The following is a 19,355-nucleotide window of genomic DNA, read 5'->3' as shown; positions in this document are numbered from 1 at the left end:
TTTTAATCATTTACTTTTTTTCTGAACGGGGCATATTGTTTACCCCCACCTTCAAATCCGGCATTCTTGTAGAATTCCACGAAGGTCAAACGCATCGGGTGTACAAACGAACTAATCATACACAACCCGAAGTTAATCGAGTGACCAACAAGCAGGATCAAGAACACGGCAATGAATTTCACGATAAACGGTAGTCCATCCGTAAGCTGGAAAGCCAGCGTGTTAAACACACCTCCCAAGATACTTCCCGTTAACCCGATCGCGAACAACCGGATATATGAAAGCGTGTCTCCCAGCAATCCCGTAGCCATATTGTACGTTCCCCACAATCCGGACCCGAAATTAGAGAAAATCCCTTTTCCCGGAGAATTGTAGAAATAAATCGTCAACGCAGAAAGCCCTAACAGAGCGTAAAGCACGTATTTCAAACCTTCCGGAATCACGACTTTTAGCATCGGTAACCCGATCAACACGCCCAACAGGATAATGGCAACGACCCAGCCTAACGTCGATACCGCGTATTTAAATCCGAACTGCTTCGTTAACCTTGCGGCATTCAAGCACATTCCGTAAAGAATCTGGATAATACCCACGGCAACCGCGATAATCATCATCGGGTTATATCCTCCCAGATACTTCCCGTAGTTCGCCTCCGTTAGGAAGAGTGACTTCACGCCAGCCAGCCAAGGCCATTCCACGGAATCCAAAGCGATACCAAAGAATGAACCCGTCAGTAAGCCGACAATAACCGTCATGATTCCCAAATATTGCCCCAGCACAAGGTAACCCTTCACCGAAGGCGAGGCTTTCCGGCCAATAATGAAACAAGCCAGCCAGATGATCAACCCGTAGCCACCATCACCCATACACATTCCGAAGAACAGCATGAAAAACGGGGCCAAGAAAGGCGTCAAATCCAACTCTCGATATTGCGGCAGGGCAAACATCTCCGTTACCGGTTCAAACAACTTGGAATAAGCATTGTTTTTCAACTGCACGGGAACATCATCCTCCGGAGTAGGCCGGGTGAATTCGAAGTACACATCTTTTGTTTCCAAAAAACTTCTCATTTCAGCCTCTCTCTCCACCGGAATCCATCCTTCCAAAGCAATGACTTTCTCGTCGATCAGATGTTGAGCGGCATCCTCCACTTTAATCTTGTCTGCCACCTCCGTAATCTTCAAACGATACTTTTTCAGCCGTTCAATCGCATCCTGAGAAACAGCATCCAACTCTTTCCCGATGTTCACGGATTCCTCTCGCAAAGCCGTAATTTGCTTTGCCAGCTCTTCTGCCGTAGCTTGAGGGAAAAGATAAGGATCAGCCTCCAAGTTCACGCTTGTCCCGGCAGGAGTAACGGTAACAAAATATTTTTGTCCCATCATCTCGCTGATTATAACAGCGTCATACATCTCTTCCCATTCCGGCTGATACTTCTGTTCCGGCACGGAAAAGAAATGAAATTCCCAACCGGCAGTCTCCAGTTTTTGGATCATCTCCCGGGAAAATCTTCCCCAAGGACGATAAGCCGCATGGTCCTTCTCCAAACCTGCCAATTGTTGCTCGATCTGATCCTGCCGACTATACAAACCTTCCAGATAATCCAGCAAATGCTCGTCGTCCACCTTCACTTTTTCCACCTGCTCCACGTCATTCCGACTCTGCATGTGCGTGATCATTTCCCCGGTTCGTCTGATCAACATCAATTTCGCCTGTAGATCCGTATCTTCTGCCGTACGTTCCGTATTCTCATGAATATGAACCATTCCCTTTTCCCGGAGTTCTCCAAGAAATGTTTGATATTCCTTGTAAAATATCAATAGGGACAATTTCATCATAGGTACTATCATAGGCTATTCCTCCATCAATTTACGGGTTTTCACGATCTTCTGTGACGACTTAGAAAGGTTTTCCTCGTCCTCCAAGAACCGCTTGATCTTGCGAATCGCCTCCTGGAATCCCGGAATCTGCACTTTTTCGTACAAATTCACCTTCTGTGTCGTTTTCTTTCTCGCCCTATCCAACAGCTCCATTTTCCGGGTGAAAAATTCCCTCTCCAAAGCGATACTTACTACCTCTTTGATGTATTCCACACCATCGAGTAGCCACCCGGGTTGATTAAACAAGCTGAAATCCTTCACCTCGTAATCCACCCCGTCGAGAACAGGCGTCTTTACCCCGGCAATCTTTTTCACCGACATCCTGACATCCTTCACGACAAGTATGTCTTCCTTATACTCGTCATAAAGTTGCAGCATATCGTTCAATGAATTCAGCGTTTCTTCCAACTTCACATTAAACTCATCCGCCACCTGTTTCGCCTTCTTCACCTCCGAACGCAAAGCCGACTCCTTATTTTTGATGGTAGGCAATGCCCTCACTCGCATCTTCAACTGCTTATCCAGCCCTTGAAGCGATGTCTTATTATATTGAAACTTTATCACCTTACCAATGTTTTAATTTTAAATTTTAAATTTTAGATTTTAAATTTCAGATTTCTTTGATTTCAAATTTTTACTCATGGTATTTATAGAAGCTACAATCATCGCTAGAATTTCTTTCGCCTCCCTTTTCAAAGGAGTAACAATCTCCATTTTAGCCAACCCCGACTCCTCAATAATTTCCAACCAATAAATCGTTTCATCACATTCCTCCTCCACGATCTTCATTTTATTGATAAAATCTTTATCTGATTTAGCCCTACAAACCGCCCGATAATTAGCACCGACAGACAAAGCACACCGAAGAATCTGGTTAATAATTACCCGTGAGGTATAATTCTGTGGAAGTACCTCCACAAAACGAATCACGTGTAATCCTAATCTCTTCGTTTTATCTTGAAATTCAGTACTATTCATCTCTCAATTTAAAATTTAAAATCTAAAATTTAAAATCCGGGAAATTCTCACTCGGAGAATTTGCCAAACTCTTCCACGATTTCCTGCTTAATACCCAATTCCGCTTTGTTAAAGTATTTGCGGAAAAGATCCCAAGCGGTATCCAACATCTGGTCGGTACTGATGTTTACATCGATAGCAAGCAAGCTGTTGGAATAGTCCTTGGCGAAATCCAGGGTACGGCGGTCGTAGTCCGTCAGATCGAAACCGTTCTCCATCTTGGTCCGGGCGTTAGCAGCATCGGCATACAGACGGATGGCGGCATTCATCACTTGCGGGTGATCCTTACGGGTTTTCTTACCGATCACGAGCTGTTTCAAACGAGACAAACTTCGGAACGGGTCAACGATAACCTTACCGATCTCCGTGTCTTTACGCAGGAACAACTGTCCCTCCGTGATGTACCCGGTGTTATCCGGGATAGCATGGGTAATATCACCGCCGGACAACGTGGTCACAGCAATAATCGTGATAGAACCTCCGGCAGGGAACTGCACGGCCTTCTCGTAAATCTTCGCCAAATCGGAATACAATGAACCCGGCATGGAGTCCTTCGACGGGATCTGATCCATACGGTTAGACACGATACTCAGTGCATCGGCGTACAACGTCATATCCGTCAACAACACCAACACTTTCTCGTTCTTATCCACCGCGAAATACTCGGCAGCCGTCAATGCCATATCCGGTACCAACAAACGCTCAACAGGCGGAGCCTCTGTGGTATTCACGAAACTAACGATACGATCCAACACCCCGGCATTATCAAACAAATTTTTGAAATACAGGTAGTCATCGTTTGTCAATCCCATACCACCCAAGATGATTCGATCGGTCTTTGCTCTCAGCGCCACGTTCGCCATCACTTGGTTGTAAGGCTGATCCGGGTCGGCAAAGAACGGGATCTTCTGACCGGACACCAACGTGTTGTTCAAGTCGATACCCGCGATACCGGTAGCAATCAATTCCGACGGTTGTTTACGACGCACCGGGTTCACCGACGGTCCCCCAATCTCTCTTTCTTCCCCGTCAACTGCAGGTCCCCCGTCAATCGGGTCGCCAAAGGCATTGAAGAAACGCCCGCATAAATCGTCTCCCACTCTCAGAGTAGGCGCTTTTCCCAAGAATGTCACTTCTGCATTCGTCGGAATCCCTTCTGTCCCAGAGAACACCTGAAGGGTTATATCATTTCCCCAAATCTTCACGACCTGCGCCAACCGTCCGTCTACAATAGCCAGCTCGTCATTCCCGACGCCCTGGGCATTCAACGTACACGTTGCTTTCGTGATCTGGGTGATCTTTGTATAAACTTTTTGAAAAGCAGTCGTCATATAATTTATTTTTTGATTCTGTGATTTTCGATTCCATGATTGTGTGATTTCTTCTCAATATAAAGTCAAATCACTTAATCATTATATCACCTAATCACTAAATTTATTTCTTTTTTCTTTCGTTAATGATCTCGTTCACTTCTGCCTCATACTTTTTGAACGCTTCCGATTGATATTCGGAATAGTTCATCTGTTTGAAACCATTAATGATACGTTTGAAATAGGGGTTAATCTCTTCGAACGTGTCAAAATTAAATTCGGAACGAACCACACCCAGTACCATGTTCAGCATATACTTCTGACGCTCCATCGCGGTAGAACCGTCAATGTTGTCAAAAGCATCCTGTTGCAGAATCACGAAGTCAATCAACTCGGACTTCCAGTATACCACGTGATATTCCAAAGGTACACCATCATCGCCCAAAATATCAATCTGCTCTGCCGTCTCCCGACCGCGAACCAACATATTACGAGCCTCGTTCACATCAGCAATCCACGTATCGGAAATATTCTTCTTGGCGAACTCGATAAATTCCGGATATTCCAAGTATTTTGAATAAGATTCCAACGTATCGATTGCCGGGTAACGTTTCGCATCCGCACGTGCTTGAGACAAGGCGTAGAAACAACGTGCCACTTTCTTCGTGGACTCCGTCACCGGCTCTTTCAAGTTACCACCGGCAGGAGATACCGTACCGATAAAAGTAACGGAACCTGTCTTACCATTATTCAAGTACACCATTCCCGCACGAGCGTAGAAGTTTGAAATGATAGCCGACAAGTCCATCGGGAACGCATCCTGTCCCGGTAACTCCTCCATACGGTTGGACATCTCACGCAAAGCCTGCGCCCAACGAGAAGTCGAGTCGGCCAGCAACAACACCTTCATTCCCATGGAACGATAGTATTCCCCGATCGTCATAGCCGTGTACACGGAAGCCTCACGGGCAGCCACGGGCATATTGGACGTATTAGCAATAATCGTGGTTCTCTCGTACAATTTACGACCGGAACGAGGGTCTTCCAATTCCGGGAACTCGGTAAAGATCTCCACCACCTCGTTCGCACGCTCACCACAGGCAGCCATGATAATAATATCAGCATCGGCAAACCGGGACAACGCGTGTTGTAACACGGTCTTTCCCGTACCGAACGGCCCCGGAATAAAACCGGTTCCCCCTTCCAAAATCGGATTCATCGTGTCGATAACACGTACTCCGGTCTCCATTTGACGGGAAGGACGAGGTTTATCCACGTAATTACGGATAGCCACCTTTACCGGCCATTTCTGGATCATCGTAACAGGAATCTCTTTTCCGGCCTCATCTTTCAGTACGGCAATCGTATCTTTTATCGTGTATTCCCCGGCAGTGGCAATTGATGCGATGGTATACTCCCCTTTCAACTTGAAAGGTACCATAATCTTATGATCCAGCCAGTTCTCCTTCACGTTACCCAACCAATCGGCACCGGTCACCTTATCACCGACCTTGGCCAACGGGGTAAAACTCCATTTTTTATCTTCTTCCAACGGGTTCGTATACTCTCCTCGTTTCAAGAATACACCCGTCATCTTATCCAGGTCATTTTGAAGACCGTCAAAATTCTTTGACAGCAAACCGGGACCCAATGTAACTTCCAACATATGGTTTTCGAACTCCACGAGGGAACCGGGTTTCAATCCCCGGGTACTTTCAAAAACCTGTACATAAGCAATATCCCCGACAACCTTGATCACCTCGGCCATCAACCGCTCGTTTCCAAGCTGGATAAAGCAAATCTCATTCTGAGATACCGGTCCTTCGGTACGCACAAGTACAAGGTTGGAAATAATACTATGAACTTTTCCTTGTGTCTTATTCATGTCTCAATTTTAATTTTTAAATTCTTCCGCAAACTCGAAACTCTTTCTGAACTTATCCACGACTTCCATGAAGACTTTTCGTCCCGATTCGGAACTCATCTTGCTCCATCTTTCAACGACCATCAGCTCAAGCATGAAACTCAAAACTTTCTCCATGGAGAAATACTCGTAAACCACAGCCTCTTCGATATAATCCCAAAGAAGTAAATCCAGCCCTCTCTCCCGTTCGACAAGGTTTGTATTTCCCATCAGAGAAATCACCTTTTCCGCGTACGGGAATTCCATCCCCAAACCGAAATCTTTCGAGTTTGAAGTTCTCAGCGCCTTAGAAAACACGTTATCACCAATAATCTCCGGGGCAACCTCTTTCCCGTACTTCCGACAAGTCAAGGCAGTCTCCAAATTCTTCACGTTCATCACGAACTCCGCGTAATTCCGGACAAACTTACTGCCACTTTTCATCAAGTGATCGTAATACATCCAACTCAACACATTCTCCGGAGAAACATCATATTTCAAATGTTCCCCTTTAAAATCCGCAATAAATCGATTAAGATAAACAGGTAAAGAATTTTTCGGTTCGGTGATTTCGTCTTCCAGACATTGTAATGGATATACTGTTTCAAGATTGGTATCGGGAGCCATTTTATTTAGCAACCGCAGAACTTGTTTATTATCGGCAGGCAGAAAAAACAACTCCATCAACTTCACATCCTCCTTCTTCAGAGCCTCCCGGGCCAACTCCCGAAACCCGTTCACGGACAACGCTAGTTTCCGATCATCCAGAAAGACCTCCGGTAGTCCTGCAATAAAACAGTAGTAATTATTTTTTAATATCATATTATTCATTCTGTGATTCCGTGATTTAATGATTCAACGATTTTGTGATTCAATCACTTAATCTATAATCACCCAATCACTCAATCCTTAAATAACAGTTTTTTCGTGAAACCTTTCATGTACTGATTAAAAAAGGCTTCAAATAGTTTCTCGGAGAAAGCAATCTGGAAACCACCATCTTTAGGCTGGATCACAAACCCTTCTTCTAAATTACCCACCTTTACATCAATACCTTTATCCAACAGATCCTTGTACTTGGCCGCAACAAACGATTCGAACTTCGCCTTTTCATCCTCGGAAAGAAGAATTTCCATGTTCAGGTTTCCACCGGCAACATCCCACTTCTTCACGATCGTCATAAGCAACTCCTGAATAAAAGCTTTTTCCTCGAACCCGATCTTGGCTACATCCCCGGCTACATCCCCGGCAACCAGATTCGTGATTGCCTGTTTTAAAGCCGTGATAGCTTGGCGCGCACTTAATGTCATTTCAGACTCGGCCTTCTTTTTCAAGTTAGAAACCTCTGTCTCCGCATCAGCATTCATCTGTGCTGCTTTCGCTTTCGCATCGGCAATAATCTTTTCGGCCTCTTGCTTTGCCTGGTTGATGATATTCTCCGCCTCCTGGCGAGCCTTATCTACCCCCTCGTTGTAAAGCTTTTGGGTCAAAATATCTAATTTATTCTCCATACTAAAAACGTATTATATATTAATTTTATCTTACAAACTTTCATTAAAACTAAGTGTCAATAAATGTGCCAGTAATCCAGAAAAACGGCGTCAAGATATTAAAAAACATTGACAATAACAAATAAAAATTATACAATAGGACACTTGAAAATATCCCTGTAACAGATACGAATTCCACCACAAAGAGTTTGCGAGAACGACAACAAAGAGGGCGTCTAACAAATCGTAGACGCCCTCTGCTTTCCTCATTTTCGTTCGTTATCAGTAAATCTTTATTTCTTTAATTCTGCCTCCAACAAGCGTTTTAAAGCCTCATCAGAAGGCCGGGGAGCTTTTATTGCCACGATCTTCCCATCCCGGTCAAACACCATGAATCGAGGTATTCCGGTAATTTTATAGGCCTTTGCTATATGACTCCAACCACTTGCAAACAATTGCACCCCGGGAAGTTGCTCTTCGGCAATAAACTTTTTCCACTTTTCCCGGTCCTTCGCCTCATCCAATGAAACTCCGATAAACACGACATCCGTCCCCTTCATCTCCTCTTCCAGTTTTTTAAGGTGAGGCAACTCCTTCCGACAAGGGGCGCACCAAGTTGCCCACACGTCAACCACCACAACCTTTCCCTTAAAATCAGACAAGGAAACCATTTTACCGTCTTTATCAGGATAGGTAAAATCCGCCCCCTTCACCCCTTCTTCCGCCTTGTATAAACTTGCCGCAACCTCATCGAAACGAGCCATTTGTTCCGTTGTTAGGAATTTACCCCATTTCTCTTTTTGAGCCATACAATCCGCATAAGAAGAAATCCTTTTCGAATGTGCCAACAACATCTCACCCTTTAATCGATAATCAGGAATATACTTTTCAAAATACTCAAACATATAAGGCTCACTATTAGCCATTACCTGTTCTAAAGTATAGAGTTCCAACAACGCCATCCCAAAAGGAAGTTCCATCAACATATCATCTGCTAATTTCTCCGTTGCATAAATATGTTTGAAAAACTCCGGGTACTCGCTCTTCTCCGGGAATTTCTTTCTCGGCGTGTACATGAAACTCAAGGCTATATAATCAACATCATAATCTATATAGCGTTTCATCCACGTATCAAATGATTTATCTCCACTCTTCAGGTTATCCCGGAACACACGTGCTTTCTTCAAAAACTCCTCGAACATCGGAAAGAAGACGGTGTAATCCACAGACATGTACTTTATTTGAGTGGCAATTCGTTTGGTCTGTCCCGATAATGCCAACCATTCATACAAAATTTTATTCTCCCGGGAACACTTTTTCCCGGTTAGATAAACCGTATCTTGATCCAGATAGAGCGAGAGCCGCTCCCCTCCTTTCAGATAAATCGGGTACTCCATAAACTTCCCGTCCCCGACCACATATATCCCGGAATAAGTCGGGACGCAGCCAAATCCAAAATAGTCATCATTCAAACACATTCCCTCTGCCAACCGCCATGTTTTCCCGTCTTTCACACTTTTCAACACGATGCTCTTCAACGCATCCTTGGAAGTGTAACAATCTACCATAGCTTTTTTTCCACCTTGGGCATTACAAAGCATATTACTCCCTGCAACCACCCCTGCTAACAACACCAGTATCTTTATATATTTCATCATACGATCCATTTACTGCCAATAACTTATACTTTTCACCATCTCATTTGTCGGAATAATTTCCACCACTTCCATACGACGACTTTCCGACTGGTCGGGCCGCAACACATAAACTTTCCCTTTCGTTTCAGCACTATAAGTAGCTACAATAACATCTTTGTTATACTTTCCATCTGTAACAACAGCCATAGCCGTAATCTCATCCATCACAACTTTTTCTCCCTCGAACATCAAATCATTCAATTTCACGCAAGCATCAATCCCGCCTCCTTCCCTGTAATTATACAAGGTACTACCGATAGCAAAATAAATAAACCCATTTCCCCTATCAAGCACGATATGCTCGGCCTCTTCCAACATATTCGCATTATTCTGCAACTCCTGCGTGAAGTTTGTTTCCTGTTTAAACACGGCTCCCGGAGGATACGAAGAGAAATCAAGTGATGACACATACACGTACCGACGATACAAACCATCCGGGTCTTTGGTAATCACGATCACACTACCATCAGCGATCCCCTGCATATAGATCAGGTCACTTCCCTCTAAAGCATCCGCTCCGGACAAACGAGTGGACTCGGATTTGGCATACATGGGACTCCACGTACTATAAGAAAGGAAATACTTCCCTGTCTCATTATAAAGCAATATACAATCTCCACTCACTCCCAGAATCGTTGATGCTTTAAATTTCTGCCCGCCATTATAAGCACAATCCGAATAAAAAGCTCCCGTCGGGTCAAACCAATGCACTTCACCCTCGTCCGTCACGAAAAACTCTTTTAAATCATTCTGCTTATAAGCATACATTTTCTTAAACGTATAACTGATCGGTTTTGCCTCCACCATCATGTACGTCGCCATATTCGTTTCCAGCCACACCATATCGGGAATGGTCAGCCACCCTGTCGCCTCTCCCGTGGCAACCCAGATCTGTTTTATGTTCATGCGATCCCACGATATATACGAGACGGCATTAGCCCCTCCTTTCCGATAAGGAAAACCGGACCGTTGTAACATTCCCGTCTCACGTATTTTACCTCCCTGCGCATCATCCCCGTACAATTCCAATTCGACTTCACCTGTTGCATCTTCCGTCAAAAAAAGAAAACCATTCTTATAAGCCCCGATCACCTTCAACCCGAACTGATTCAGCCAAGCCACACCGCTCGCCTTTTCAGTAATTGAAAACGTCACCCTGTACTTATCCGAAATCGGCAGATAAATTGTATCCTCTAAATAGGAACGATTTCCCAAGGTATCCCGTTTTCCGGTAACCTCATTATACGTGTACCACACGTAATCATAGTCATCAACATTCACTCCTGTTGTGTCGTTTTCTCCATGCGTGACAATCTTCGCAATTTCCGGTTTCAACGTCAACACCTTTCCCCTTGTCACCACCGTGTCTTTCAATTCCTCTCTTAATATGACACTCTGGATATAATCGTAATCATAATTTCCCTTATCATCGTAGCAAGACGACAATAACCCGATCATTACCCAACTTAACGCCAAGTATATATATTTATTCATAACCAATCATTTTTATCTATTAAAATCACGTCCATTATTCATCTTTAGGCCATGCATCCGGGAAAGAACTCGGAATAACCACGTCGGGAAAAGTCATATATCCCCGGGTAGACTGGGGATCCGGATCTTTCAATGCGCTCTCGGGACCACCCGCTATTTTACTATTCAAATAATTTGTGATAAAAAGCGGCAACTGGTAATAGTATTGGGAAGGAAAACTAGTCGCATTCCAAACTTCCGGATCCATATTTCCCAACTCGTTGACTAATTTATATTTTGCCTCCGAAAAATACCCGAAAGCCCAATCATACCAATTTTTCGGCTGTGTCAACTTACTCGTAAATATCAATGTTTTCAACGTCATATCCAACGTATCTTCATCCTGCACTTTCAAGGACAGTGCTTGAGTAAAGTATTCGTTCGGGACAATTCGTAGAACCAACTTATTTTTTGCCGTACCATGACGGAATATTCGCACGGGAATTGCTGCCTCCGCCTTATTAGCCGGTAAAGTATACTCCTCTTCAAGAGGTGCATAATCAACTCCCTCTTCCCCTGTCGCCTCTTCGAGTTTTACACGGAACGGACGATCATAATCCTGTACCTCTCCGTATAGCCGGACTGCCATATTCACCACCGTATCGTCCACCGTCACCATTGCAAATGAAAAAGAAGTGGAATCAATATATTTCCCCAGTATACTAGGAGCAAAATAGATCCCGTCATTCCCGTGATACGTGTCGAGAGTATCCTCTGAACAATTCACCAACAACAGACTCAAACCAAAGATCAATAGTATATTTTTCATAATCCACACGTATTTATTCGTACCTATTATTTACTTCACTCTCGGGTAACGGAATCTGGTAATAATCCTTCATCTCGTATTTCGTATTTCCATCCTGTCCGTACAAGATACTGACCTGATTACGTTTCAAGTAGAAAAAATACTGACCTTCCCCGTAAAACTCTCTTTGCCATTCCTTATCCAAGATATCATTCACATCCTGTCCGTCCATATTATGATCCTGATACCCTCGGTTCAACCGACTCTTTTCGAGCCACTCCTTTTGCAACTCCTCCTCGGAAGCCGTGGCAGCCGCTATCAAATACAGTTCACTCATCCGCATCAAAGATTGTATCTGATATGTGTACGGATTTTTATCCGATTTCAGGACGGTCTGCGGATAGAAACGTACGAAAATCTTCACCTTCTCGTCCCCGGATGCTTGTTCCCAGAAACGATTACGATAATCCCGGTTATCATTGTACAACACTCCCAGATAAGAAGTCAATCCCTGGAAAATAACCTTTGATTCCAAATCCTGAGAAAACATTTCTTTATACAACCGATCCCGGTTCAGATTGTGCAGACAAAAAAGCATTTCCGGAAAATACACCCGATCTTTGACTGCATTGTCTTTGGTTATCGCCTCGAAAGTATCACCAAACTTTAACGTAGCCCCGCTTTTCGGATCTTTTCCCTCTAGCAAGGATGTCGCAATCCGATAAGCCTCTGCCCGGTATTTCTCCCCAAAATACCAACACATTCTAGCCTTCAGCCCCCAAGCCGCGTAATAATTCATTCGTACATTCCGGTAAGCCCAGAAGTCCTCATCATCCAACACGATACCATCCGTAAGAATCGGATCCTGTTGTAATAAATAAATAGCCGAATCAATATCACTTATCAACCGATTTGCCACTTCCCCGCAAGTCAGAATCGATGCAGGGACGTCCGTAGGTTTGTCATACAAAGGTATTGCCGCCCGATTTTCTGTCTCCGCACTATACACCGGGGCAAACAAACGGAATATATCAAATTGCATATATGTCCGCACCGCCAGAGCTTCCCCTATTACCAGAGCATAATCCCGTTTACTCAACACCTCCTGATGTTTGGGTACATTCTCCAGAATCTCGTTACAAGCCGTTACTAAACTCCAACCCGCACTCCAGATACTCTCGAAAAATGGCTTCACATCCTTATCGGTATATTGATAACGACTCAACTTATAATACGAATGTTCCGAATCCGATATATAATAACGTTGAGCCAAAACATCAAGTACTCCACACGACAATTCCCGGGCATACAAATCCTCGGAAGCCATCTTCAGGTACAAGCCGTTCAAGTTTTTTTGAATTCCTTGTTCGGAAGCATATACTTGATCTTCCGTCATTTTATCATAAGGTTCCACGTCCAGCCAACTATTGCAACCAGATAGCAAGAAAGCCACCAACACGCCTAATAATTTATATCTACTGACTATCATATCTTAATCATTTAAAAGGTCATACTTAACGAGAATGAAACCGTACGGGCAAAAGGATAAGCCGTCCCCCGCTCCGCCCGAATCGTGGAACATCGAAATATATCATTCATATTCGCCCGACAAGTCAGACTTGAGAGATACAACATCTTCAACCATTTCTGACCACTAAACTCATAGGCAACCGAAATACTTTCCCCGGAAATCGTATTCTCCCGTTGCACGTAACGGTCTGACATCGGGTAAGTCTCATTCGCAGCCACCTTGGAAGTAATTTTCCGGTATTGAGCATGATCCCCCACTTTTTGCCAACGATCGTATAAAGCTCGTTTATCCTGATTATACTCTGAAAAACTCGTGATATTTTCAATCCGGTTGTATAACTCCGAATTGAAATAATCAGCCCCGAGTCGATAACGGAAATAAGCACTAAAGGAAAAACCCTTATAATAGAAGTTCGATCCTACAACTCCTTCTAGTTTTGCCTCGGTATTACCCACAATCACCTCGTCGTTACTATCATAATCAAACGTGTACGACCCATCCTTCTTAATAAAAAGTTCATTCCCGGTTGCCGGATCTATTCCGTTAGATCGCACTGCCCAAATATCCGTCGGGCTACCACCATCCCGATAACGCTGCAAAGAAGTTTTCTTCAATTCATCATTAATCAAGTCCAACTTGTTACCGATCTTACTATACTCCTGTTTCTGGTGTCTTCCATTAAAGGTCAACGACCAATTAATTCGTTCGTCGGGACGATAAATCGGGGTCACTACCATGTTCACACTAAAACCGTTTGTTTTTTGTGCTCCCAGATTCGTGATGTAGGCATCCCTTCCTGTCGAAGAGGCGATCGTCGTGGTCACCAGCAAAGGATCGGTCTCCTTATAGTACACGTCCAGATTCACCTTCAAACGATTGCTCAGAACGGCTATATCTGCCCCCACGTTATAATCCATCGTCTTTTGCCATTTCAAATTGGGATTTCCAAAATCAAGCACATCTATTCCCATTCCGAACAAATTCTGCAAGGAAGTGTTATAACCATAAGTATTGTAAGAACTATAAGACGAAAAATTCTGATTTCCGGGATTTCCTACCGAGAAACGCAACTTCAACAAATCCATCCACTCCCCCATGAAAGCCTCGTTATGAATATTCCACGCAACTCCCACAGACCAACTATCCGTGAAACGTTTATTTACCCCGAACACCGAAGATCCGTCTTTACGCCAATTAAAATCCAACAAATACCGGTTATCAAAAGCATAGTTCCCGTTCAGATAAAAACTAGTACTCCGACTTACCGTTTTATAATAAGAAGGTTTACTATTGGCAGCATATTGATTCGCAAACGCCGGATTTGGAATATTGTCATCCGGGAAACCGATAGCCTTGTAAGAATCGTTCACGTAATTGGAAGAGGCAAATCGCCAACCACCCACGAAATTAACTTGATGTTTTTCGGCCAGTAACTTCCCGTAAGTAACCACCACGTCCCCCTCGTAAGTCCATTTATCGGATGTTGATTTCTGGTATAATCCCCGCTCGGTCTTTATCGTTTCATCAAAATCCGAATGGAATGGCGATTTGAAATATTCTGTCTCGTCTTTCGACTTGCTTAATCCGACACGTCCCCGGGCCATCAATCCGTCACAGGGACGATACTCGATTTGGAAATTATCCCGAAAAGCCAAACTCCGGGTACAATCCAAATAATTCAAACTGGCGTTATACAAAGGATTAGGACGTTTAACCTCAGTAATCAACCCGTCACGAATCTCGGATTCTTCCAAATATTTAGGAATACTCCCCTCGTAATCTTTCTCGTAATAAGGATTTGTTTGCACATATACCGCAAAACTCTGCGGAGCATTATTCGCCTCCCCGTAATCCAGAGTAAACTTATTATCAAATCTCAATTTACCTTTCCGATAACGTAAATCCAAGTTAAAACTAAACACATCCCGATCCGATCCCTTCATTACCCCGCTCGTCCCGTTATAATTCAGCCCGACACCGTAAAGCATCGCGTCGTCACCTCCCTCGACATAAAGATTATGCTTATGCACGAATCCGGTACGCAAAGGCTCACTCAGCCAATAGGTATCCACCCCGCTTTTTACCTTTTCCAGACGTCTGTTATACAAATTCAATAACTGGTATTCCTTATTCTGATCCCGATCCCAAGAAACAGAGTATTCCCCCGCCAACCATTCAAACTCTAACTTTTCCTTGGCATTCATCATATTATAATCGGACAAGTCAGGAATAGACACACTAAAATCCCCGTTATAACTCAGTCGTAATTGACCGGCTTGCGGACGTTTCGTCTCGATCACGACAACCCCATTGGCCGCTTTAGATCCGTAAATAGCAGTAGATGCCGCATCCTTCAGTATCGTCACGGAAGCAACTCGCTCCATGTTCAAATCGACCACTGTCTGCAGCGGGACCTCGAAACCATCCAAAATAAACAAGGGTTGATTCGGATCAACAGCATACTCTTCTTTCAAATTAACAACACTCGTTTTTCCCCGAATATCAATATCCGGCAACTTATTCGGGTCTGATCCGAATTCATTATTCGGCGTGATATGAAAAGAGGGGTCCAGTGTCTTCAAACTTTGAAGAATATTCTGGCTACCAATCATTTTCAGATCTTCTGTTTTATACGTGGAAGTAGAACCCGTATAACTTTCTGCTTTACGTTCAAAAATTCCGGTCACCACCACTTCGTCCATCTCGGTCACATCCGGAAGCAAAATCACGTTTATCTCCTTTTGTCCGGTATATTTCACCTCCTGAGATTTCATCCCGATAAACGAAAAAATCAACACGACATCCTTCATCTCGGGTAAGTTCAACGTGAAATTACCATTCGTATCCGTGGCTGTCCCCACGGAAGTTCCTTTCACCACGACCGTCACACCCGGTAAAGCCAGCTTCTTATCATCCTGTACCACTCCCCGGATCGTGATTTTCTCTTTTTTATCCTTTTCCTCCGGTTGTCGTACCTTGATCACGATAATCTCGTCCATAAACACGTAGGTCAGTTTTGAATTCGACAACACCCGATTCAGCACGTTCTCCACGGTTTCATCCTGCACGTTCACCGAAACCAATCCCAACAGTTCCGCCTGTTCCCGGTTTACCATAAAATTCAACTGGGTCTGTTCTTGAATCTTGTCTAACAGAATCTTTAACGACACGTTTTCCAATTTCAAGCTAACACGCTCCTGTTGTGCTTTCGTCGTCGCCGAAAGCCCGAAAGAAAAAACACAGACCAAAATAAGGCATAATTTCATAATACGTCCAAATTTGTGCCAACCATATCTTCCGACACGATGGCAATGTCGATTTTTTTGCATAATTTTGTAATTACTATGGTTTATAATAGCAACAGGTCCTTGTTGACGCAATACCGGTTGCATGAATTATGATCATCTGGAAGGTGCTGTCACACCTTCCTTTTTAATTTACAACAATCGTTTTTCCCGATACATCAAACTTCACCCCGGTAGATTCCGTCACCGTTCTCAATATCTTCCGCACATCCTCGTAACGTTTCAAGAATCCCGAAAAATGCAACTCTTTTGCATTTCCCGAACGGAAGAATACCTCCATATCGTACCAGCGAGCCAGCTCATCCACAATATCTTCCAATGTTTCATCGTTAAAATAGAAGAAACCTTCCCTCCAAGCCGTGTATTGACGTACATCGACTTCTTTCAACCGGATTTCTTGATCTTTCCGGCTATATTCGGCCAACTGCCCCGGCAGCACCCGCACTTCTCCGGTAGAGTGTAAAGACCGGATCCCGATACTTCCCTCCACCAGCACTGTCTGTACCTCATTCACGCCATGAGTATTCACGTTAAATTCCGTACCGTACACCCGCACCTGAATATCATCCGTCGTCACGTAAAACGGGCACTCTTGATCTTTTGCCACCTCAAACCATGCCTCACCCTTTAAATACACCCGACGTTCTTTTCTCGAGAATGTTAATGGGTACTTCAACTCACTATCCGCATTCAAATGTACGATGGTCCCGTCGGATAACTTCACCCGGAATTCACCTCCTTTCGGTACAAGTAACGTATTATACAGATTTTCCGGCCCGTCACTTTTAACATCTCCGTGATGATAAGCAATCAACCCGTTGTTCACCTCTATCGACTTGTCTTTCTCCTGCAACTGAAGAGAATCCGTCCCTCCCAAAACAACCTGCCTCCCCCCACTCAATTGTAGCACGACCTGTCGATCCTCATGAATCCCGTAAGCCTCGTTCAAATCTCCTACAGCTGACGGTTGTTTCTCCCAGAATAATAAAGAAATTCCGCACAGAAGCAAAAAGCCACACGCCACCGCACTCACTTTCCACACGATACTTCTTCGCCTTCTCTTCTGAATCTGACGGAATGCCTTACGCCCATCGTATTTCCCGCGTCTCTCCATCTCCTCCTCGAACATCCGGGCCTCGATAAAATCCCGAACACTCTTATCCTCACCCTCCTCTTTCTCCCCCGTGAGTATGGCAACCACACGAATCATCATACGTTTAGCCGAATCATCTATGTTTTCCCAATTCATCGTTTTAAATTTTAAATACACCTATAAACGCAAAAATTAAAAAAACGGGTGACAAGATTTTTAAATAACTTGATTTTTTTTATTTCGAAAATGAATTACAGGCAAGATCTTTTTTCTTTTCAAAGAATATCGTTAGCAGCACTCGCAATTTAGCCACATCAAAATGTTCCCGGACATACTGGTAAGCCCGCTTCTTTTGCGTCTTCACCGAGTTCTCGCTGATATTAAGCATTCCGGCAATATCCTGTACCTTATGTCCTTGCAAACTATATAACAAAATATCCCTTTGCTGATCCGGCAATTGGTAAAGAAGCTCGTAAAAATAAGTGATCACCTCTTCCCGCAGCGCCATCTCTTGCGCCGTCTCCTCATCGCTTATGAGAATTTCTCTCCCGTTTTGAAAACGCTCCAAAGATTTTTTCTCTCTCAGGACACTCACGGAAGCATGATACACGCTCTTGTAAAGCCAGGCAGACAGGGCCCTGACATCAGGAAAATTCACATCTGTATTCCACATTTTAATCAGACATTCCTGCACAATATCCTCGGCCATCTCCGGATCACTCAATAATTTCTCGACATAACTACACAACGAGGCATAATAATGATCATACAACTTTCCCCAAGCCTTCTCATTTTTTGTATTTATACCCTCTATGAATGCCGAATAATCCATGCACTTGCAAATTATTTTTCACAAAGATAGAGAAAAATGTATCAAAAGTCCACAAGATGACGGGAGTTCTTTAAACAGAATCCATCGGTAGACAAGCGCTCACTAGGGGCAACGGACTTTATAAACTTTCAGAATCAAAGATTCGACTTTATAAACTATAAGGAGTGGCAAAGAATCTCTGCCACTCCATCCGCATCAATTTTGTTCCCATCGACGTTTGCACCAAGCCACCACGACCGAGCTGATCACTCCTCCCACGATGCTTAACACTCCCGCAACAAAATCATTTGCCAACTGCGTGAAAAAAGCATTCAAACTCAGCGTGAAAAATATTCCCGTGAAAAAGTATAAGCTCATCATAACCTTAAAATCACTCAACCGTGAGATACTGGCTAGGCGAAATACTTTTCCCGTTCTTCGAGGTTGCAAAACAATAGATCTTCACGTTCGCATGGTTCCAATTTTTCGGAAGTGCCACGCTGGTATTGCCGTTCTCCCCCCGACTTCTTAACGAGATCAATTTCACCCGCATCAACACGCTCTCGAACACCACAGCATACACCAGATCGTCAACCAAAGCGAACCCGTTCTCCTCCGTCTGCATCTCCTGTTCGAAAGAATACATTTTATTCTCCGAGGAATACGTGACCGAGACTTCCGGAACATCCTGAACTCCGGTAGCCATTTTCAACCGTTCGTAATCTACCGTTGCCACGTGTTTTTCGTCCACGTCTACCGCTTTCATGTTTTTCGCGACGAATGCATTCGAAGTAGTTCCGTTCCCAATTCCCACGAATCCTTTCTGCACAACCGGCAACAAGAAACGGGACAACTCGATCAACACCTTCATGCGGGCTCGCTGATCCAACATCTCCGAAGTCGGCTTATCCTTTCTCGAGAATATCCTCGCCCTAGCGATATTCTGTTTGTTCATGTAACACATCGTCACGTTACCAAGGGTTTTCGTTACCTTACCCAATAAATAAGAATCAAATTTTGCCATAACATTAAAATTT

The 19,355-nt window shown here is 43.9% G+C and carries 16 protein-coding genes; all 16 read right to left on the bottom strand.

The genetic code is table 11. The features are described from left to right. Positions 1 to 2: 2 nt before the first annotated feature. On the bottom strand, positions 3 to 1,838 hold the full coding sequence (locus I2I33_RS10380; RefSeq protein ID WP_162613874.1) for a V-type ATP synthase subunit I: 1,836 nt from the start codon (positions 1,836 to 1,838) through the stop codon (positions 3 to 5). Between the two features lie 15 nt (positions 1,839 to 1,853). Continuing rightward, positions 1,854 to 2,444 (bottom strand): V-type ATP synthase subunit D, encoded by a 591-nt coding sequence (locus tag I2I33_RS10375; RefSeq protein ID WP_027201693.1) that lies wholly within the window; start codon positions 2,442 to 2,444, stop codon positions 1,854 to 1,856. A gap of 39 nt (positions 2,445 to 2,483) precedes the next feature. After that, entirely contained in the window at positions 2,484 to 2,858 is a 375-nt protein-coding gene (locus I2I33_RS10370; protein WP_087422572.1) for a four helix bundle protein, read from the bottom strand. A gap of 47 nt (positions 2,859 to 2,905) precedes the next feature. Then, positions 2,906 to 4,228, bottom strand: coding sequence for a V-type ATP synthase subunit B (locus tag I2I33_RS10365; RefSeq protein ID WP_087422571.1), 1,323 nt, complete (start codon positions 4,226 to 4,228; stop codon positions 2,906 to 2,908). 103 nt (positions 4,229 to 4,331) lie between these two features. Further along, the gene (locus tag I2I33_RS10360) at positions 4,332 to 6,092 is read right to left on the bottom strand and encodes a V-type ATP synthase subunit A (RefSeq protein WP_087422570.1); all 1,761 of its coding nucleotides are present in this window, start codon (positions 6,090 to 6,092) and stop codon (positions 4,332 to 4,334) included. 9 nt (positions 6,093 to 6,101) lie between these two features. Then, a complete protein-coding gene (locus tag I2I33_RS10355; RefSeq protein ID WP_087422569.1) occupies positions 6,102 to 6,941 on the bottom strand; it encodes a DUF2764 family protein in 840 nt (279 codons plus the stop codon). Positions 6,942 to 7,012: 71 nt separating this feature from the next. Then, positions 7,013 to 7,621 (bottom strand): V-type ATP synthase subunit E family protein, encoded by a 609-nt coding sequence (locus I2I33_RS10350; RefSeq protein ID WP_087422568.1) that lies wholly within the window; start codon positions 7,619 to 7,621, stop codon positions 7,013 to 7,015. A 272-nt stretch (positions 7,622 to 7,893) separates the two neighbouring features. Further along, the gene (locus I2I33_RS10345; protein WP_162613873.1) at positions 7,894 to 9,258 is read right to left on the bottom strand and encodes a TlpA family protein disulfide reductase; all 1,365 of its coding nucleotides are present in this window, start codon (positions 9,256 to 9,258) and stop codon (positions 7,894 to 7,896) included. Between the two features lie 9 nt (positions 9,259 to 9,267). Further along, on the bottom strand, positions 9,268 to 10,791 hold the full coding sequence (locus I2I33_RS10340) for a PKD-like family lipoprotein (RefSeq protein ID WP_087422566.1): 1,524 nt from the start codon (positions 10,789 to 10,791) through the stop codon (positions 9,268 to 9,270). A 34-nt stretch (positions 10,792 to 10,825) separates the two neighbouring features. Continuing rightward, a complete protein-coding gene (locus tag I2I33_RS10335) occupies positions 10,826 to 11,599 on the bottom strand; it encodes a DUF4843 domain-containing protein (RefSeq protein WP_087422565.1) in 774 nt (257 codons plus the stop codon). A gap of 13 nt (positions 11,600 to 11,612) precedes the next feature. Next, a complete protein-coding gene (locus I2I33_RS10330; RefSeq protein WP_087422564.1) occupies positions 11,613 to 13,067 on the bottom strand; it encodes a RagB/SusD family nutrient uptake outer membrane protein in 1,455 nt (484 codons plus the stop codon). Positions 13,068 to 13,078: 11 nt separating this feature from the next. Then, positions 13,079 to 16,375: a SusC/RagA family TonB-linked outer membrane protein gene (locus I2I33_RS10325; protein WP_087422563.1), complete on the bottom strand. Its 3,297-nt coding sequence runs from the start codon at positions 16,373 to 16,375 to the stop codon at positions 13,079 to 13,081. A gap of 166 nt (positions 16,376 to 16,541) precedes the next feature. Further along, positions 16,542 to 17,663, bottom strand: coding sequence for a FecR family protein (locus I2I33_RS10320; protein ID WP_087422562.1), 1,122 nt, complete (start codon positions 17,661 to 17,663; stop codon positions 16,542 to 16,544). A gap of 79 nt (positions 17,664 to 17,742) precedes the next feature. Next, positions 17,743 to 18,339 (bottom strand): RNA polymerase sigma factor, encoded by a 597-nt coding sequence (locus tag I2I33_RS10315; protein WP_087422561.1) that lies wholly within the window; start codon positions 18,337 to 18,339, stop codon positions 17,743 to 17,745. Positions 18,340 to 18,534: 195 nt separating this feature from the next. After that, a complete protein-coding gene (locus tag I2I33_RS10310; protein WP_162613872.1) occupies positions 18,535 to 18,699 on the bottom strand; it encodes a hypothetical protein in 165 nt (54 codons plus the stop codon). Between the two features lie 10 nt (positions 18,700 to 18,709). Continuing rightward, positions 18,710 to 19,342 carry a hypothetical protein gene (locus I2I33_RS10305; protein ID WP_087422559.1) on the bottom strand — a complete coding sequence of 211 codons (633 nt, stop codon included), beginning with the start codon at positions 19,340 to 19,342 and terminating at the stop codon, positions 18,710 to 18,712. Between the last annotated feature and the right edge of the window lie 13 nt (positions 19,343 to 19,355).

The sequence above is a fragment of the Butyricimonas sp. BSD2780061689_150309_C8 genome, from assembly GCF_015560935.1.
GTDB lineage: Bacteria > Bacteroidota > Bacteroidia > Bacteroidales > Marinifilaceae > Butyricimonas > Butyricimonas paravirosa.
This window is presented reverse-complemented; position numbering and strand designations above follow the sequence as displayed.